Raw genomic sequence first — 15,583 nt, 5'->3', positions numbered from 1 at the left:
AACGATTAACTGTGTTTCGAGCCATGCCGAAAATAAATAAACCAATACACTAAGCTTAATACTAAACTTAATCCAGCAGGGATAAGGAATGCATTCAATTGTAAATAAGGATGGACAATACTGGCAATGATTCCACCCAGAATAAATCCAAAAAGAATCAGTAAATGCAAAGTTATGCGGCGTTTTTCAACCACAAGCCCTCTGAAAAAATAGCCTAATGCTAATCCTAAATCTGTTAATACACCTGAAAGATGCGTGGTACGAATAATTGTACCTTTGTAATGGCTCACCATGGCATTTTGTATACCCATGGCGGCACTTGCCCAAAGTAAGGCGTATTGCGGATGATAGAGAATAAATACCCAACACAAAAAAATAAAAATACTGACTAGACTCAGCGGTATCCCATATCTGCGACCAAGTTGAAAATGACTATTACCTAAAATATAGCCACTATAGCTTGAACCCAGCACATAACTGATGATAATCAACAGCAGATAAACAACATGACTATATTGCTGATGTACCAGTGCTTGAGCAAACAAACTGGCATTACCTGTCATATGAGAGATCGATTGGTGTAGAACCGTGATTAAGCCCAATACATTAATTATGCCTGCATTGACTGCAAGCATAAAAGCACCAAGCTGAATCCAGGCTGGTAAATATTGAAGAGGCATAATTCCTTCTTTTCTTCATACTTTTGGCAAATTACCTTTTTGAGAGGTCAATTGCTGCGGTAAATATAACGTCAGTAGATGAATTTAATGCAGTTTCTGTTGAATCTTGCAATATACTGATGACCATCCCAATCGCCACCACTTTCATTGCGATTTCAGAAGGAATCCCAAACAAACCACATGCAATTGGAATCAGTAGCAAAGAACCACTGGCAACACCTGAAGCACCACATGCAGATAAAACAGATACAATACATAAGATAACCATGGTGACAATATCAACATGAATATTAAGGGTATGTACTGCTGCTAGAGAGAGTACCGTAATCGTTACTGCTGCGCCAGCCATGTTGATTGTCGCACCTAAAGGAATCGCAACGTTGGCAGTGGCATCATTTACACCCAAACGTTTCGCCAAATCAAGATTGACTGGAATATTGGCCGCAGAACTACGGGTAAAGAATGCAGCAATACCACTTTCTCTTAAGCATTTGAGTACCAAAGGGTATGGGTTTTTACGCATCACAATACCCACGATCAATGGATTGATCACCAATGCAACAAACAACATTGTTCCCACAAGGACTGCAATCAAATGTGCATAGTTTTTTAGCGTTTCCAAACCAGCTTGTGCAAAAGTAGCGACCACTAAACCAAAAATACCGACTGGCGCAAATGAAATCACAATACGAATAATACTGTTAACTGCATCTGCTACATCTGTAATCACTTGTTTTGTGGTTTCCGAACCATGACGAAGTGCAGCACCTAGACCAACAGCCCAAGCCAGAATACCAATAAAATTGGCTTCATGTAGTGCTGTGATTGGGTTGGTAATAAAACTCAGCAGTAAATTTTTTAATACTTCAGCCACGCTTCCTGGTGGTTGTAAAGCTGCTTCACTGGCATGCGTGAAAATGAGTGTACTTGGGAATAAGGTACTAATTATTATTGCGCTGATCGCAGCCAATAACATTCCGATGGCATATAAAATCAGAATAGGTCTTAAATTGCTTGCACCGGCACCCACTTTAAAATTAGCAATTGAAGCCAGAACCAATACAAATACCAGAATCGGTGCAATAGATTTTAATGCTTTAATAAAAAGCTCGCCTAAAATATTGAAATATCCGGCTGAATTTGGAAATAAATACGCAACTAAAAAACCAAGAATGATGGCAATAAGAATACGTGTAACTAAACTTAAACGTGCTAGGGCAGCAAACATATTGAACCTTTTTGCCTAAACTGGTCTAAAATCAATGAACAAGCCGGCTATTCTATACCTAAACGCGAAAACTTAAATACCACATTTTCACCATAAAAATTAAGATATTAAAAAATATATAGCTTTTTCAGCAATCATATTAAAAATTGTTGATAAATTAAATGATTTTTTATCTGAAAGTTTGAGCATCTAAGGCATGCATTGCTTGGTAATGCGTCAAATAGACTGTCCCACTCAGTTCATTGATTAAATTCGACTGTTTTAAACGATCCATAACTGGACCTTTAATCTCAGTAAAATGCATCTGAATTTTTAAATTCTTTAATTCATTATTGATTTCTTCCAATGTTTCTAAAGCACTTGCATCAATATTGCTGATACTTGAACAATTAATCACAACATGATGTAGTTCAGGATGTTGACTGACTTCAAAAATCACAAATTCTTTTAAAGTATTAGCATTTAAAAAAGTTAAATTCTCATCTATACGGATTGAGACAATATTGGTACTGGTCAGCACTTCATGGCGGGAAATATTACGAAAGTGTTGAGTACCTTCAACTAGACCAATCACAGCGATATGTGGGCGACTGATTCGCCACAATAACAAAATGAATGTCGAAATAATGCCGATGATTAGACCTGTAGAAATGTCGATACACAATACGCCAAAAAAGGTCACCCACATTGCAAGACCATCTGCTTTTGAATAGCGCCAAGTTTCAATAAACGGCTTAAAATCGACTAACTTCCAAATCGACACCATAATGGTTGCTGCAAGAATTGCCAGAGGCAACTCTTTAAATAATCCTGTAAGATATAAACTGACAATAACAATAAAAATAGATGATAAAACTCCAGCCATCGGTGTTTTTGCACCAGCATCTGCATTGACTACAGTACGGGATAAGCTACCCGTCACAGGAAATGCCGAGGTAACACCAGCACTAAAATTGGCAAGACCTAAGGCTATAAGCTCTTGATTGCTATTTAATTCACTACGTTGTTGAAAGGCAGTCGTCTGAGCTATGGATATAGACTCTACAAAACTGACCATTGTAATCATGGCTGCACCAGGCAGAAGCTGAATCACTAAATCCCAGTTCCAGTAAGGCATGGCAAACGGTGGAAATCCTGAAGGAATTTCACCGACAGTTTTAATTCCATATTGATCTATATGTAAAAAATGAATCAATGCAATTGAAATAAACACCAATATAAGAGGCAGTGCCTTGATCCAAAATTGCACAGAAGTTGAAAAGGTATGGCAGATTTTTGACTTCAAAAGGTTTGGCATATAGAGCAAAAACAGTGTTGCAGCGATACCAAAAACTAAAGTTTCAATACTGGTAAATCGAAGATATTGCCAAGCACTTTGGATAAACTCAACGATATTTCCTGATTTTAGTGGAATATCCAACATAAACTTCACTTGGCTGAGTGCAATCAACACAGCAGAGGCGATAATAAAACTTTTAATTACAGGATGGCTGATTAAACGAATTAAAAAACCAAACCTAAAAATGCCAAGTAATGTCGAAAGTATGCCAACTAAAATTGCCAATAAGCATGCGGCTTGAATATAAACAGGTGATCCAACCTCATACAAAGGTTCAAGCGTTGCAAAGGTCATCATCGAAATCAGTGCAACAGGACCAATGGACAAAGTTGGGCTTCCGCCAACGATGGCATAGATGATCATTGGTAAAATACTGGCATATAACCCCGTGACTGGAGGCAAGCCTGCAACCATTGCATATGCCATTCCTTGTGGAACCAGCATGGCAATAACGATTAAAGCGGCGAGTAAATCGGCTCGAAATTTAGGAACAGTATAGTCTTGTAACCATTGCCAAGCAGGAAGCATTTTACTAAATTGCAATCTAGGAGTAGCCATTGAATTTTCAATATCACATTTTCATATATATTATGCAGAAAAAATGCTAAGAAAAATAGCGACAATAAGTGCTTAAGAGATAAGTTTCTGTTTTTATTTTTAAAATTATAGAAAAAGTTTAAATTTTAGGACAGTAAAGGTCATACAGCATTTTTAAAACAGTGGTGAGTTTGTCATCTTTAATCGAATAATAAATCTGTTTTCCATCTCTACGTGTCGCAACCACATCACTTTTACGTAACATCATTAATTGTTGTGAGAGTGTTGGTTGATTAATTTGAGTGTGTTCTTCAATTTGTGAAACATTCAACTCTTGTTGAGCCAAATGACACAAAATGAGTAAACGATCAGTATTCGCCAAAGATTTTAGGATTGTAACAACTGATGAGGCAGAGTCACGCATGACATCAATTTTAAGATCGTTGGGCATAAAACATTTCCATCATGGTTTGGCTTAGTATAACTGTGTCCAAGCATGTCGCATGGGTTCGAACATATGTTTTTTCGTGAATTTCTAAATCAATTTTATAAATATATACATGTTGATATTTATACAATATTTAGCGGTATTTTGACATGTATGAAAGATGTTGAATAAATAGACAAAAATACGTCTTATGTTATGATAACGAAAACAACGCAAACAGACTGGGGATTTTTCCATGAGTCAATTTACAGTCATGAAAACTTCATTACGGGAAGAAGCAACAATTCCAATGCTTGCTATTGATGCATTTCATGATGCATTTAGGCAGGCGAGTATGTCTGATGCGGGTGTCACCTATGTTAAAGATCGACAACTTGTTCAACAATTGCATGATGAAGTCACCGTTATTCAAGATTTATCTACAGCATATATATTACCTAAATTAAAACGTAGTGTTTTAAAGCGTAAAAAGAAACAAGAGGTCTTGGCATAATTTTTACATGCGACCACCACGAATAAGAATGTTTGCTGGTCCGAATGGATCAGGTAAAAGTACCATCAAAGACTATTTAGCTCCGAATCAAATTGGAGCGTATTTAAATGCTGATGAATTGGAAAAACAGTTGCTTGCTACTCAGCAACTCTGTTTAAGTGATTACCATGCAGCTTTATCAGCTCCTGCCTTATTGACGTTTTTAAAACAAAATAAACGTAAAAGAAATGAAACATTAGTACCTCTATTATTCACTCAACCTAAAATCATACATGATCAAGTGATTATTTTTGAATTAGATGAAATAGATTCATATCTTTGTGCGCGCATCATTGATTTTATTCGAATGGCGTTTTTAAAGCTCAAAATAAGCTTTACATTTGAAACAGTGATGTCACATGCCAGTAAAGTCGAATTCTTAGGTGAAGCAAAACGTCAAGGGTTCAAAACATATTTATATTATGTTGCGACAGTAGATCCTAAAATAAATATTGCACGTGTTAAGTATCGTGTTTATGCCGGTGGACATGATGTTCCAGAACATAAGATCTATGAACGATACTATCGCAGTTTAGATTTATTGATGTCCGCTATTGAGGTTTCTGATCGCGCATATATTTTTGATAATTCAAGTGATGGTGAAAAAGCTTCTTTTATTGCTGAAATTGAGAATGCCGAAGTATTAAAATTAAATCCAGCTGTCCATTATTTTCCCAAATGGTTTGTTGATAAAGTATTGAATGAATTTAATGAAGAATGATTCTGTATTCAATTTTTCATTCAAAGGTCTGTCAATGTATCAACGAGTTATGAGTTGGTCTAGCCAAACTCATAGCGCTTAATTTTGAAAATTTATATTATTCATGTGTTTGCAGAAAAGTTTATATCGATATACAAGAATGATATTGAATAAATTATTAAAACATATATTATAAAAATATATATTGTTTTGGTTTAAAATGATGCATGACTTTATCCTTGCTTTCATTGGTGGAACTTTACTTGGGCTGGCTGTTGTCGGCTATTTATTGGTGAATGGTCGTATTGCGGGTATTAGTGGTTTAGTTGCACAAGTATTAGACCCTAAAACCCTGTTAAAAACGCCTGCATTATGGTTTTTATTAGGTTTGTTGATTACGCCATTTTTTTATAATTCTATGGTTCATCCACAAATTGAAATGATGACTACAGATCCAATTTTATTGATCATTGCAGGTCTTTTGGTTGGATTTGGTACGCGACTGGGTTCAGGCTGTACCAGTGGACACGGTATTTGTGGGATTAGTCGCTTATCTAAACGCTCATTCGTTGCAACCTGTACTTTTATGCTGGCAGGATTCATGACTGTTTATGTGATGCGTCATGTGTTGGGAGCATGAACATGAAAAATATATTTGCTTTTGTTTTTGGTGGTTTATTTGCAATTGGTCTCATGCTTTCAGGCATGTCGAATCCTGCAAAAGTGATTGGTTTTTTAGATATATTTGGTCATTGGGACCCAAGTTTGGCTTTTGTCATGATCGGCGCGATCATGGTCGCATTTTTACCATTTCAGAAGGTGAAACGTCAGCCAGTCACTTTATTTAATGAAAAAATTGACTTACCGATCAATACGAAAATCGATACAAAGTTGATCCTCGGCGCTGTACTTTTTGGAATAGGATGGGGAATCGCAGGTATATGTCCAGCTCCTGCATTTACTTTGATCGGCGCAGGTGTTTATCCCGCACTGTACTTTATTATCGCAATGTTGGCTGGTGTCCTTATTCACCGTAAGGTTGTAGGAGTGTAGTGGGTGATGAATCCAATTGTTCAAGATTTTTTTGATGAAAACAGCAATACGTTCAGTTACGTTGTGACTGATCCAATAAGCAAATGTTGTGCAATTATTGACAGTGTATTGGATTATGATGCAGCATCAGCGACCACTAGCACCACGCATGCAGATCAAATCATTGAATATATTCAACAACACCAACTTTGTGTTGAGTGGATTTTGGAAACACATGTACATGCTGATCATTTAACGGCTTCACAATACTTAAAGCAAAAGCTTGGTGGACGAATTGCAATGAGTGAAAAGATTGCTATCGTACAGGATACTTTTAGCCAAATTTATCATCTCGATATAAAGGCATTAAACGCTCATCAGTCATTTGATCATTTATTTAAAGATCATGAAGTTTTTAAAATAGGTCAATTAGAGGCTTATAATATTCCGACACCTGGTCATACTCCTGCATGTTTAACCTATGTGATCGGAGATGCGGCATTTGTTGGTGATACATTGTTTATGCCAGATTATGGTACTGCTCGTTGTGACTTTCCAAAAGGTAGTGCGGCACAACTTTATGATTCTGTCATGCAGATTTTTAAATTAGTTGATGATACTCGCATTTTTTTATGCCATGACTATCTTTCTGAGTCACGTACAGACTATGCTTGCCAAACGGATCTTAAAACTCAACGCCAAGAAAATATTCATATCCATAGTGGTGTCACAAAACTGGCATTTATTCATATGCGTGAACAGCGTGATGCTAGCTTATCCATGCCTAAATTGATTCTTCCTGCGATCCAAATCAATATGGATGCAGGGAAATTTCCTGAAGCTGAAAGTAACGGGGTTCGATACTTGAAGTTGCCGCTAAATTATTTTAAATAATAAAAAAGTGATTTTAAACAATAGTCAATTGTCCCAAATATTATCCGACAAACTTCAATTGATTATTGTGAATAAACATGTCAGTGTTAATCTGATGAAGATAAATTAGAAAAATAGTAGACAATAATTTAAACATAGATTTTATTGATAAATTTGTCTATAATTTTGCACTCTTTTATTATAAATGTGACTTGATTCAATTTATTTTCTGATAAATGAAAGGGTTAACATTTCTGTTAATGATTGCAAAATAAACATGTGGCTAAAATATATCATCTAGAAAAAGAGTTTATATTGAATTTGCACTGATATTATAGGATTAATCTATGGCTGGCGCACATTTACCTTATGATCGAAATATAAATCAGGTGGGTTCGTCTCGGAATTCTATAAAGCCGCAGTGTGTGCAAATTTCAAATGAAGTTAAGTTTGCCTTAGACCAAGTTCCACATTTAATTTGGATGACTAAATTTGGTGAAGGCTATTGTAATACTGCTTTAAAACAATATTTCGGAATTGATCATAATGAGATTGACGCTCATCAATGGATGGAGTTTTTACATCCAGAAGATAGAGCGCTGATGCAAAACATTTGGATGAAAGCATACAAAACAGGTCAACGTTTTGAACAAGAATGCCGTATCCGACGCCATGATGGTAAATATCAATGGTTTTTATTGAACGCACAAAGTGCGTTATATCAAAAGCAATATTTTGATTGGACAATCACATGTAGCAATATTCATGAACGCCTTTCAAAATTACAGGAAACTCAACAATTATTAAAAGCCAATACTGACATGCTCGATGCGAGTGTTGACTGTATCAAAATCATTAGCCCAGATGGTTATGTTTTACACATGAATAAATCGGGCAGTCTCGCACTACTCGGACAAGAAAAAGTCACAAGTTTTGGTATGGAATGGTTGGGATTGTTGCCCCCTGAAGTGCGTGAGCAAGGTAAAAAAGCAATCAAAGAAGCGGCTAAAGGAAAAAATGCCCGATTTGCTGGAAAGAGTATTTTTAATAATGTCACCATGTATTGGGACAATATATTGACGCCTATTGTCAATGCACAAGGGCAAACGACCAGTATTTTGTGTGTATCAAGAGATATTACGAAACAACGCATTGCTGAAGAAAAGCTACGATTAAACAGTGAATTTGATGAAATGACGAGTTTGATGAACCGTCGTGTATTCAAAAAAAGGCTAAAATCTTCGATCAGTAAAGCCCGAGATTCCCGTGGCAAAATTGGATTATTGTTACTTGACCTCGATCATTTTAAACACATTAATGATACTTTAGGGCATTCAGCAGGGGATCATTTACTCAAAGTTTTATCGAAACGACTAGCCAATTGTCTTGATGAACATGCCTATATTGCGAGACTAGGTGGAGATGAGTTTGCTGTAGTGGTTGAAAATGTAGAAAACAATCAGCAAATTGAAACAGTCTCAAAAAAATTATTAAAACAATTAGAAGCGCCAATTACTTATACTGGTAAGTTATTAAACGGCGGAATGAGTATTGGTGGAGCAATCTACCCTGATGATGCTAAAGATGGATCTGGTCTTTTAAAATGTGCCGATACAGCATTGAATGACTTAAAAGAGCGTGGGCGTGGTGGTGTGCGTATGTTTGGGGCTGATATGTTGGAGACTGCACAACGTAAAGCTAAACAATTACATACTGCACGATACATGATACGAAGTAATCAGGTTGAGGCATTTTACCAGCCTAAAGTAAAACTGGATGATTGTTCAATTATTGGCTTTGAAGCATTATTGCGGTGGCGAGATGTAGAAGGAGAGGTCTATTTCCCCTCTACCGTAGCAGAGGCGTTTAATGATTTTGAATTGGCCACCAAAATCAGTGAAATTATGCATGATCGTATTTTTACCGATATGTCGCATTGGATGAATCTGGATTTAAAGGTTGTTCCGATTTCGATTAATGCATCACCTGTAGAGTTTATGCGAGATAATTATGCCGAAACTTTATTAAAACGACTGACGAACTATGCAATTCCGGCACATTTGATTGAAATTGAAATAACGGAGCATGTACTTGCAGATCGTGGTTATGAATATGTGGTTCGGGCATTAAAAAAACTTAAACATGCAGGGGTTCGTATTGCTTTAGATGATTTTGGGACAGGGCATTCCTCAATGTCACATATCCGAGATTATCCAGTAGATAGCCTCAAGATCGACTATAATTTTGTCAACCGTATGCATGAGGAAGATTCGATCAAAGCGATCGTCGAAGGAATTGCCAAGCTTGGTCCAATTTTATCTTTAGATATTGTCGCTGAAGGAATTGAAACCACACAACAATTGGACAGTTTAATCGCGATAGGATGCAAATTCGGTCAAGGTTTCTTATTTAGCCAAGCGATCAACGCAGATCAAGTACAAAAAATGTTAGGTAAACAGATTCTCGTTTCGCCGGACATGTATCATTAAATGCATAATTAATTCAGTTTATTCAGCGTATTTATATAAAATCAAAATATTTTTAAAAAGAGCTTGAAAAGTCATGGCACAGCGAGTATTGTGAATTCAAGATAGATTTTTATGAACGACATAAAGATGTTAAAGCAACCTGTAATCGCTACTTCTTATTATTTTTGGCAATTCTTTAGATAGTTGCCTGAAGTCGTTCGGGCACTGAAATGGTTGCCCATCAAAGTTAATACCTGATCGGCAACCCTGATCAGGTTTTTTTATGCCTATATATTAACCTTTTAAAATAGATTGAATTTAAAGTTTTGGAGAATGTCATGATGAAATTTAACGCTGTATATTTTAGCAACTTTTATTGGTTTTACTTTGGTCAAATGAACAATTTGATTGCCCATTTGAATAGATCCCATACGCTCAAATAAAAGTTAGGACTGAGTGAGAGTCCAAAGGAATACATTATGAATGCTCTAAATATCGCTTTACAACAAAATCAAACGATAGAAACTCAGTTAGCTTTGCCTTATGAGTTAAAAGAAAAATTCCCATTACAACATAAACTTGCTTTTCAAGTTGCTGAACAACGTCAAACAATTCAAAACATTCTCAATGGTTTAGATCATCGTTTACTTGTGATCACAGGTCCATGCTCAATTCATGATGAAAAGTCTGCACTTGAATATGCAGATCGTTTAATTCAACTCCAAGAAAAAGTTTCAGATCATATTTTTTTAGTGATGCGTGCATATATTGAAAAGCCACGTACAACAGTGGGCTGGAAAGGTTTTTTATACGACCCAAATTTAGACGGGTCTGCCAATATGCAATTGGGTTTAGAGAAGTCACGCCAACTTTATTTGCAAATTATTGAAAAAGGTTTACCGATTGCCAGCGAAATTTTAAGTCCGATGGCAACAGCTTATTTTGATGATTTGTTGGCTTGGGGTGCGATTGGTGCTCGTACCAGTGAGTCACAAATTCACCGTGAAATTTCAAGTCACATGCCTTTCAGTATCGGCTTCAAAAATGGTACAGATGGTTCGATTCAAATTGCTTTAGATGCAATCCAATCTGCAGGCCATGCTCATCAATTCCTTGCCATGAGTCAAAAAGGTACACCGTGTATTGTACATAGTCAGGGCAATCCTTTGGCGCATATCATCTTGCGTGGTTCTAACAAAGGAACCAATTATGATGCAGCATCGATTCAACAGATTCGCCATCAACATCAAGGAAAATTGCCTGCGCTGGTGATTGACTGTAGTCATGGTAACAGCAGTAAAGATCCTTTAAAGCAACCGTTGGTTTTACAGCAAATTATTGAAGAAAGACATTTAACTCATGTTCGTGGTGTGATGCTGGAAAGTCATTTGGTTGATGGCAATCAAAAAATTTCTTGTGATATGACCTATGGTCAATCTGTTACGGATGGCTGTTTAGGTTGGAGCAAAACTGAGCAGTTGCTTTTAGAAGTTGCTGAACAGCTTTCTGAAAAGACTTTAGCGTGTTCGGCTTAATGAGTTGTAGAACTGTACTAATTTTCGATATGAAATTAAAAAGACCAGAACATTCTGGTCTTTTTATTACTACGGTTAAAATCTGAAAATTAAAGCCCAGCTTCATATTCAGTGTTACTGAGTAACTTATCAACATCAGCGATATTGTCTGGTTTAATCTTATAAATCCAACCTTTGCCATATGGGTCATCATTGACAAAATCTGGATCATCTTCAAGCGCGGTATTTACTTCGACCACTTCACCAGAGACAGGAGCATGAATATCAGAAGCAGTTTTCACTGATTCAACAACACCTGCCTGAGCGCCAGCAGTTACACGGTTACCTACTTCTGGAGCTTCAACATAAACAAGGTCACCCAAAGCATCTTGAGCATGATCTGAAATACCGGTAATCACAAGATCACCCTCAATTTTTACCCATTCATGTGTTGCTGCATACTTCAAATCAGAAGGATGATTCATAATGACTCCATTAATCCATTTATTTTTGCCACGAGTTATACCGCTTTTTCAAACAAAACAAAAAGCAGAGATACTGATAAACTTATTCATATAAATCAATAATCAGTGCAAAGCATATTATAAGTAAGGATCTTTACGCCAACTGCTAGGACTGCGTCCACTCCAACGTTTAAATGCACGACTAAAATTTGCCACATCACTATAGCCAAGTTCATCAGCAATTTGCTCAAGGGTATAGTCGGTACGTGAAAGTAACGAAGTTGCGTGACGGTAACGAACTTCGTCAACCAATGTTGAAAAAGAAGTTCCTTCAGCTGCCAATTGACGTTTTAAGGTACGATCGGACATATGTAGGCGATCTGCAACATTTTCGATACTGAGATAATGCTGTTCTGAATGAGTTAAAATATCACGCACACGCATTGCTAAACGGCGTCTTTCGCCTAAAGCGGAAAGTTCTGCTTCACATTGGTTAATCGCAATTTGACTGGCAATTGGGTCGGCATTGACCATCTTTAAACCCAAATAAGCTTTGTCAAAACTAGCAATTAAGTGTGGCTGTTCGAAACGCATAGTATATTGCTTTGACAGTTTTTCAATGTATTTGTCAAAACCTTCTGGCTTTGGAAAGTCAAAATCAATATCACCATGCAGGTCATTAATTCCAGTCAATGCCTTTGCCATGGTCATAATACCAAAAGTCAGACCCATCACAATTTCAGTACGCAAAGGTTCGATTTCAATATCACATTGCAACTGTAAAGTGGCTTTTTCACCGAATGTAGAGAAGTACAATTGCAAAAAGGGCATACGCAATTGAATAAATCGGTTTGCCAGTACCAATGCATCAGTAATGTCATTGGCAGTCATGATGGCATAGCCAATAAAGCCATGAATTGAAATACGCATCTGTGTTCCGAGGTGAAAGCCTAATGTGCTTTCGCCTGTCAGTTTCAGCGCATGTTTAATGAGCTCATTGGCAAGTGGTGTAGGTATTCGACATTCTGGTTCTGCGAGCTGTTCACTGGTAAAGTTAAACGGTGCAAATAATGTTTCCGCACTATATCCCCAACGCGAAACGATATCTAATAATAATAGTCCATAAACACCAGGAATTCCCTGATCTTGGCGAGCTGAGACTGTTTTCATGTGCTTTCCATTGCTCTGAACATTGCTTTTACTTGTTTCATCATATTGTCATGATATGGAAAAACCCTTAAATATTGTAAGACAAATTGAGGATTAATGCGCATCAAAATTACGTTTAAATACCACGATTTTGGTGGTTGAAATAAGTAATACATCATCATTTTGGTTTTTAGCTTGTGTGATATAGGTCACAATAGCACGATCATTTTTAGTTTTAGAAGGGGTAATCGAAACAATTTCAACATCGACATGAATTCGATCGCCAACTCGTGTAGGTCTGGGCCATCGTAAGCTGGACTCTGAACCGATCAGTCCATATGCAACAGGGAAGCATTCAGTCCAGAGTCGCATGGTGACCGCCGATGTATGCCAGCCACTTGCTGCTAATCCTTTAAAAATTGGATGATCTTTGGCTTTTTCTGCATCGGTATGGAACACTTGCGGATCATACTTATGTGCAAATTCTAAAACTTCATCCAAAGTCATTTCGTATTCACGACTTTTAAAATGATCACCTACGTTTAAATCTTCCAAATACAACATTGTTTATACATTCCCTTAATTTCACAAGATACTTATAAATCATGAATTTCTAAGTATAAAAATTAAATTATCTAAACATTTTCATTGTAAATTACCGTTAAGCAATTTCAATGACTGTTTTGCCAAGGATTCATTTTTTTAAGTCGCATTAAAAAATACATTTCAGTTTTTAAACGATTCTAATCTTCGCATTGTCCAATGACTTTAAAGCAATGAAAATACGACTAAAGTGAATTAAGTGCTAGGTCCAAATGTTTTAAGCATCCAAACTTCACAAGCATGACTATGACCTGTGTTGCCTTTAGGCGCGGGCAAATGTTCAAAGCCTAATTTTTCATAGAGTTTTACCGCTTGCCACAGGTTTTTAGTGGTTTCTAAATAACAGGCTTGAAAACCATGATGTTGGGCAAACTCAAAACATTGTTCAAGGATCTTTTTTGCAAATCCCAGACCACGAAGTTCGGGTAAAAAATACATTTTTTGAATTTCTAAAATAGAGGAATCGCCCTGTAATGGTGAAATACCGCCACCGCCAACGATTCGACCATTGCCATCCTCAATCACCCAATATTGTGCATTGTCTTGTGCGTATACTTGATATAAATCATCCAGAATAGGATCGGCAACAGCAAAGCCAGACTCAGGTGCAAGACCAAATTCTTTAGATACCTCCCGAATGACTTGTGCAATCGCAGCATTATCTTGTATGTGTATAGTTCGAATTTGATACATAAGAATATGAAAATAAAAAGGTAGAATTTTTATAGCAAAAATTCTACCTTTTGTGATCAGTTGATAATTTAATTGATCAAAACTATAGCAGTTGAGGTTTGATCAACCATTTGAAACTATTTCAGTTCACTGGATGATTTTCCTAATTCACGACGGGCAATAATCAACTGTTGAATTTGTTGTGTACCTTCAAAAATGTCGAGAATTTTTGAGTCACGCGCCCATTTCTCAAGCAATTCATCTTCGTTATAGCCCACACTTGCGGCGAGTTCGACGCATTTCAATGTAATTTCATTGCCAATACGTCCAGCTTTGGCTTTGGCAATTGAGGCTTCGCGCGAGTTGGGTTTTTTATTATCAGCCATCCAAGTGGCTTTAATGGTGAGTAAACGAGCAGCTTCCCATTCCGCTTCCATCCGATAAATTTGCGCTGCTAAATTGGAGCTCTGTAAATATGGAGTGGCATAGTCAGCATCAAGTTCATCTTTAAAAATTTCCTTGATTCGCTCTAAAGATGCTTTGGCACAACCTACAGCCATTGCTGCAACCAGAGGGCGAGTATTATCAAAGGTTTCCATTACCCCTGCAAAGCCTTTTGCGACATCAATTTCAGCATTGCCAAGTAAATTCGCGGCAGGTACTCGACAATCTATAAAGCTGATTGCAGCCGTATCTGATGCTTTAATTCCGAGTTTATGTTCTAAGCGTTCAACTTTCATGCCTGGTGTACCTTTAGGTACAACAAAAGATTTGATCGCAGCTCGACCCAATTTTTTATCTAATGTTGCCCAGACCACCACAGAATCTGCACGCTCACCTGAAGTTACAAAGATTTTCTCGCCATTGAGAATATATTCGTCACCGTCTTGTGTTGCCGTGGTACGAATAGCAGCGGAGTCAGAACCACATCCCGGTTCAGTAATCGCCATTGCTGCCCATGTACCTTTAAATCGTTCTAGCTGTTCATCATTGGCAACCGCAGCAATCGCAGAGTTTCCTAAACCTTGACGTGGCATAGACAGAAGTAAACCAGTATCGCCATAGCACATTTCGATAATGCCTAAGGCGGTTGACATATTGGTCCCATTTTTATTGCTGTTATCATGGTCACCACGTTTGTTGATTGCAGCACCAGCATTTAAGCCATCACCACCATCGTTCATACCATCGAGTAAAGAGGCAAGCATATCCAACTCTTTTGGGTAGGCATGTTCTGCTTTATCGTATTTACGTGAAATTGGACGTAATACATTAACAGCTGTTTCATGTGCTTGGTCTAAAAGCATTTTGAATTTTTTGGGATTTTGTAAATTCATGAGTAAT

At 37.1% G+C, this 15,583-nt stretch carries 16 protein-coding genes; 7 read left to right on the top strand and 9 right to left on the bottom strand.

Annotated features, from left to right (window positions below):
• Positions 1-5: 5 nt before the first annotated feature.
• The 4 genes from AC1Z3T_RS03190 to AC1Z3T_RS03175 all read right to left on the bottom strand — a co-directional run bounded on the left by AC1Z3T_RS03190 (position 6) and on the right by AC1Z3T_RS03175 (position 4,235).
• Positions 6-680 (bottom strand): YoaK family protein, encoded by a 675-nt coding sequence (locus tag AC1Z3T_RS03190; RefSeq protein ID WP_004830634.1) that lies wholly within the window; start codon positions 678-680, stop codon positions 6-8.
• A gap of 31 nt (positions 681-711) precedes the next feature.
• Positions 712-1,908: a serine/threonine transporter SstT gene (gene sstT, locus AC1Z3T_RS03185; RefSeq protein ID WP_100885292.1), complete on the bottom strand. Its 1,197-nt coding sequence runs from the start codon at positions 1,906-1,908 to the stop codon at positions 712-714.
• Between the two features lie 169 nt (positions 1,909-2,077).
• Positions 2,078-3,805 carry a SulP family inorganic anion transporter gene (locus AC1Z3T_RS03180; RefSeq protein WP_005031695.1) on the bottom strand — a complete coding sequence of 576 codons (1,728 nt, stop codon included), beginning with the start codon at positions 3,803-3,805 and terminating at the stop codon, positions 2,078-2,080.
• Positions 3,806-3,923: 118 nt separating this feature from the next.
• A complete protein-coding gene (locus AC1Z3T_RS03175; protein ID WP_004830638.1) occupies positions 3,924-4,235 on the bottom strand; it encodes an ArsR/SmtB family transcription factor in 312 nt (103 codons plus the stop codon).
• Between the two features lie 232 nt (positions 4,236-4,467).
• Here AC1Z3T_RS03175 and AC1Z3T_RS03170 point away from each other — a divergent pair, with 232 nt between their 5' ends.
• The 7 genes from AC1Z3T_RS03170 to AC1Z3T_RS03140 all read left to right on the top strand — a co-directional run bounded on the left by AC1Z3T_RS03170 (position 4,468) and on the right by AC1Z3T_RS03140 (position 11,372).
• Positions 4,468-4,725 (top strand): hypothetical protein, encoded by a 258-nt coding sequence (locus tag AC1Z3T_RS03170; protein ID WP_100885291.1) that lies wholly within the window; start codon positions 4,468-4,470, stop codon positions 4,723-4,725.
• A gap of 7 nt (positions 4,726-4,732) precedes the next feature.
• Positions 4,733-5,485, top strand: coding sequence for an ATPase (locus tag AC1Z3T_RS03165; RefSeq protein ID WP_100885290.1), 753 nt, complete (start codon positions 4,733-4,735; stop codon positions 5,483-5,485).
• 202 nt (positions 5,486-5,687) lie between these two features.
• The gene (locus AC1Z3T_RS03160) at positions 5,688-6,104 is read left to right on the top strand and encodes a YeeE/YedE family protein (RefSeq protein ID WP_034708834.1); all 417 of its coding nucleotides are present in this window, start codon (positions 5,688-5,690) and stop codon (positions 6,102-6,104) included.
• A gap of 2 nt (positions 6,105-6,106) precedes the next feature.
• The gene (locus AC1Z3T_RS03155; protein ID WP_005031691.1) at positions 6,107-6,517 is read left to right on the top strand and encodes a DUF6691 family protein; all 411 of its coding nucleotides are present in this window, start codon (positions 6,107-6,109) and stop codon (positions 6,515-6,517) included.
• 6 nt (positions 6,518-6,523) lie between these two features.
• Entirely contained in the window at positions 6,524-7,390 is an 867-nt protein-coding gene (locus AC1Z3T_RS03150; protein ID WP_100885289.1) for an MBL fold metallo-hydrolase, read from the top strand.
• A 326-nt stretch (positions 7,391-7,716) separates the two neighbouring features.
• On the top strand, positions 7,717-9,858 hold the full coding sequence (locus AC1Z3T_RS03145; protein ID WP_100885288.1) for a sensor domain-containing protein: 2,142 nt from the start codon (positions 7,717-7,719) through the stop codon (positions 9,856-9,858).
• A 458-nt stretch (positions 9,859-10,316) separates the two neighbouring features.
• Positions 10,317-11,372 carry a 3-deoxy-7-phosphoheptulonate synthase gene (locus AC1Z3T_RS03140; RefSeq protein WP_151713188.1) on the top strand — a complete coding sequence of 352 codons (1,056 nt, stop codon included), beginning with the start codon at positions 10,317-10,319 and terminating at the stop codon, positions 11,370-11,372.
• A gap of 89 nt (positions 11,373-11,461) precedes the next feature.
• Here AC1Z3T_RS03140 and gcvH read toward each other — a convergent pair whose 3' ends face one another.
• The 5 genes from gcvH to AC1Z3T_RS03115 all read right to left on the bottom strand — a co-directional run bounded on the left by gcvH (position 11,462) and on the right by AC1Z3T_RS03115 (position 15,576).
• Positions 11,462-11,836, bottom strand: a complete 375-nt coding sequence (gcvH, locus tag AC1Z3T_RS03135; protein ID WP_100885286.1) for a glycine cleavage system protein GcvH — start codon at positions 11,834-11,836, stop codon at positions 11,462-11,464.
• 117 nt (positions 11,837-11,953) lie between these two features.
• On the bottom strand, positions 11,954-12,985 hold the full coding sequence (locus AC1Z3T_RS03130) for an AraC family transcriptional regulator (protein WP_004830660.1): 1,032 nt from the start codon (positions 12,983-12,985) through the stop codon (positions 11,954-11,956).
• A gap of 93 nt (positions 12,986-13,078) precedes the next feature.
• On the bottom strand, positions 13,079-13,528 hold the full coding sequence (locus AC1Z3T_RS03125) for a MaoC family dehydratase (protein WP_004830661.1): 450 nt from the start codon (positions 13,526-13,528) through the stop codon (positions 13,079-13,081).
• Between the two features lie 234 nt (positions 13,529-13,762).
• Positions 13,763-14,260, bottom strand: coding sequence for a GNAT family N-acetyltransferase (locus AC1Z3T_RS03120; RefSeq protein ID WP_004830662.1), 498 nt, complete (start codon positions 14,258-14,260; stop codon positions 13,763-13,765).
• Between the two features lie 116 nt (positions 14,261-14,376).
• On the bottom strand, positions 14,377-15,576 hold the full coding sequence (locus AC1Z3T_RS03115; RefSeq protein ID WP_005031685.1) for an acyl-CoA dehydrogenase family protein: 1,200 nt from the start codon (positions 15,574-15,576) through the stop codon (positions 14,377-14,379).
• Positions 15,577-15,583: the final 7 nt, after the last annotated feature.

Source organism: Acinetobacter sp. B-6 (assembly GCF_056930735.1).
Note: the sequence above shows the minus strand (reverse complement) of the source record. Positions and strands in the feature narration are given on the sequence as shown.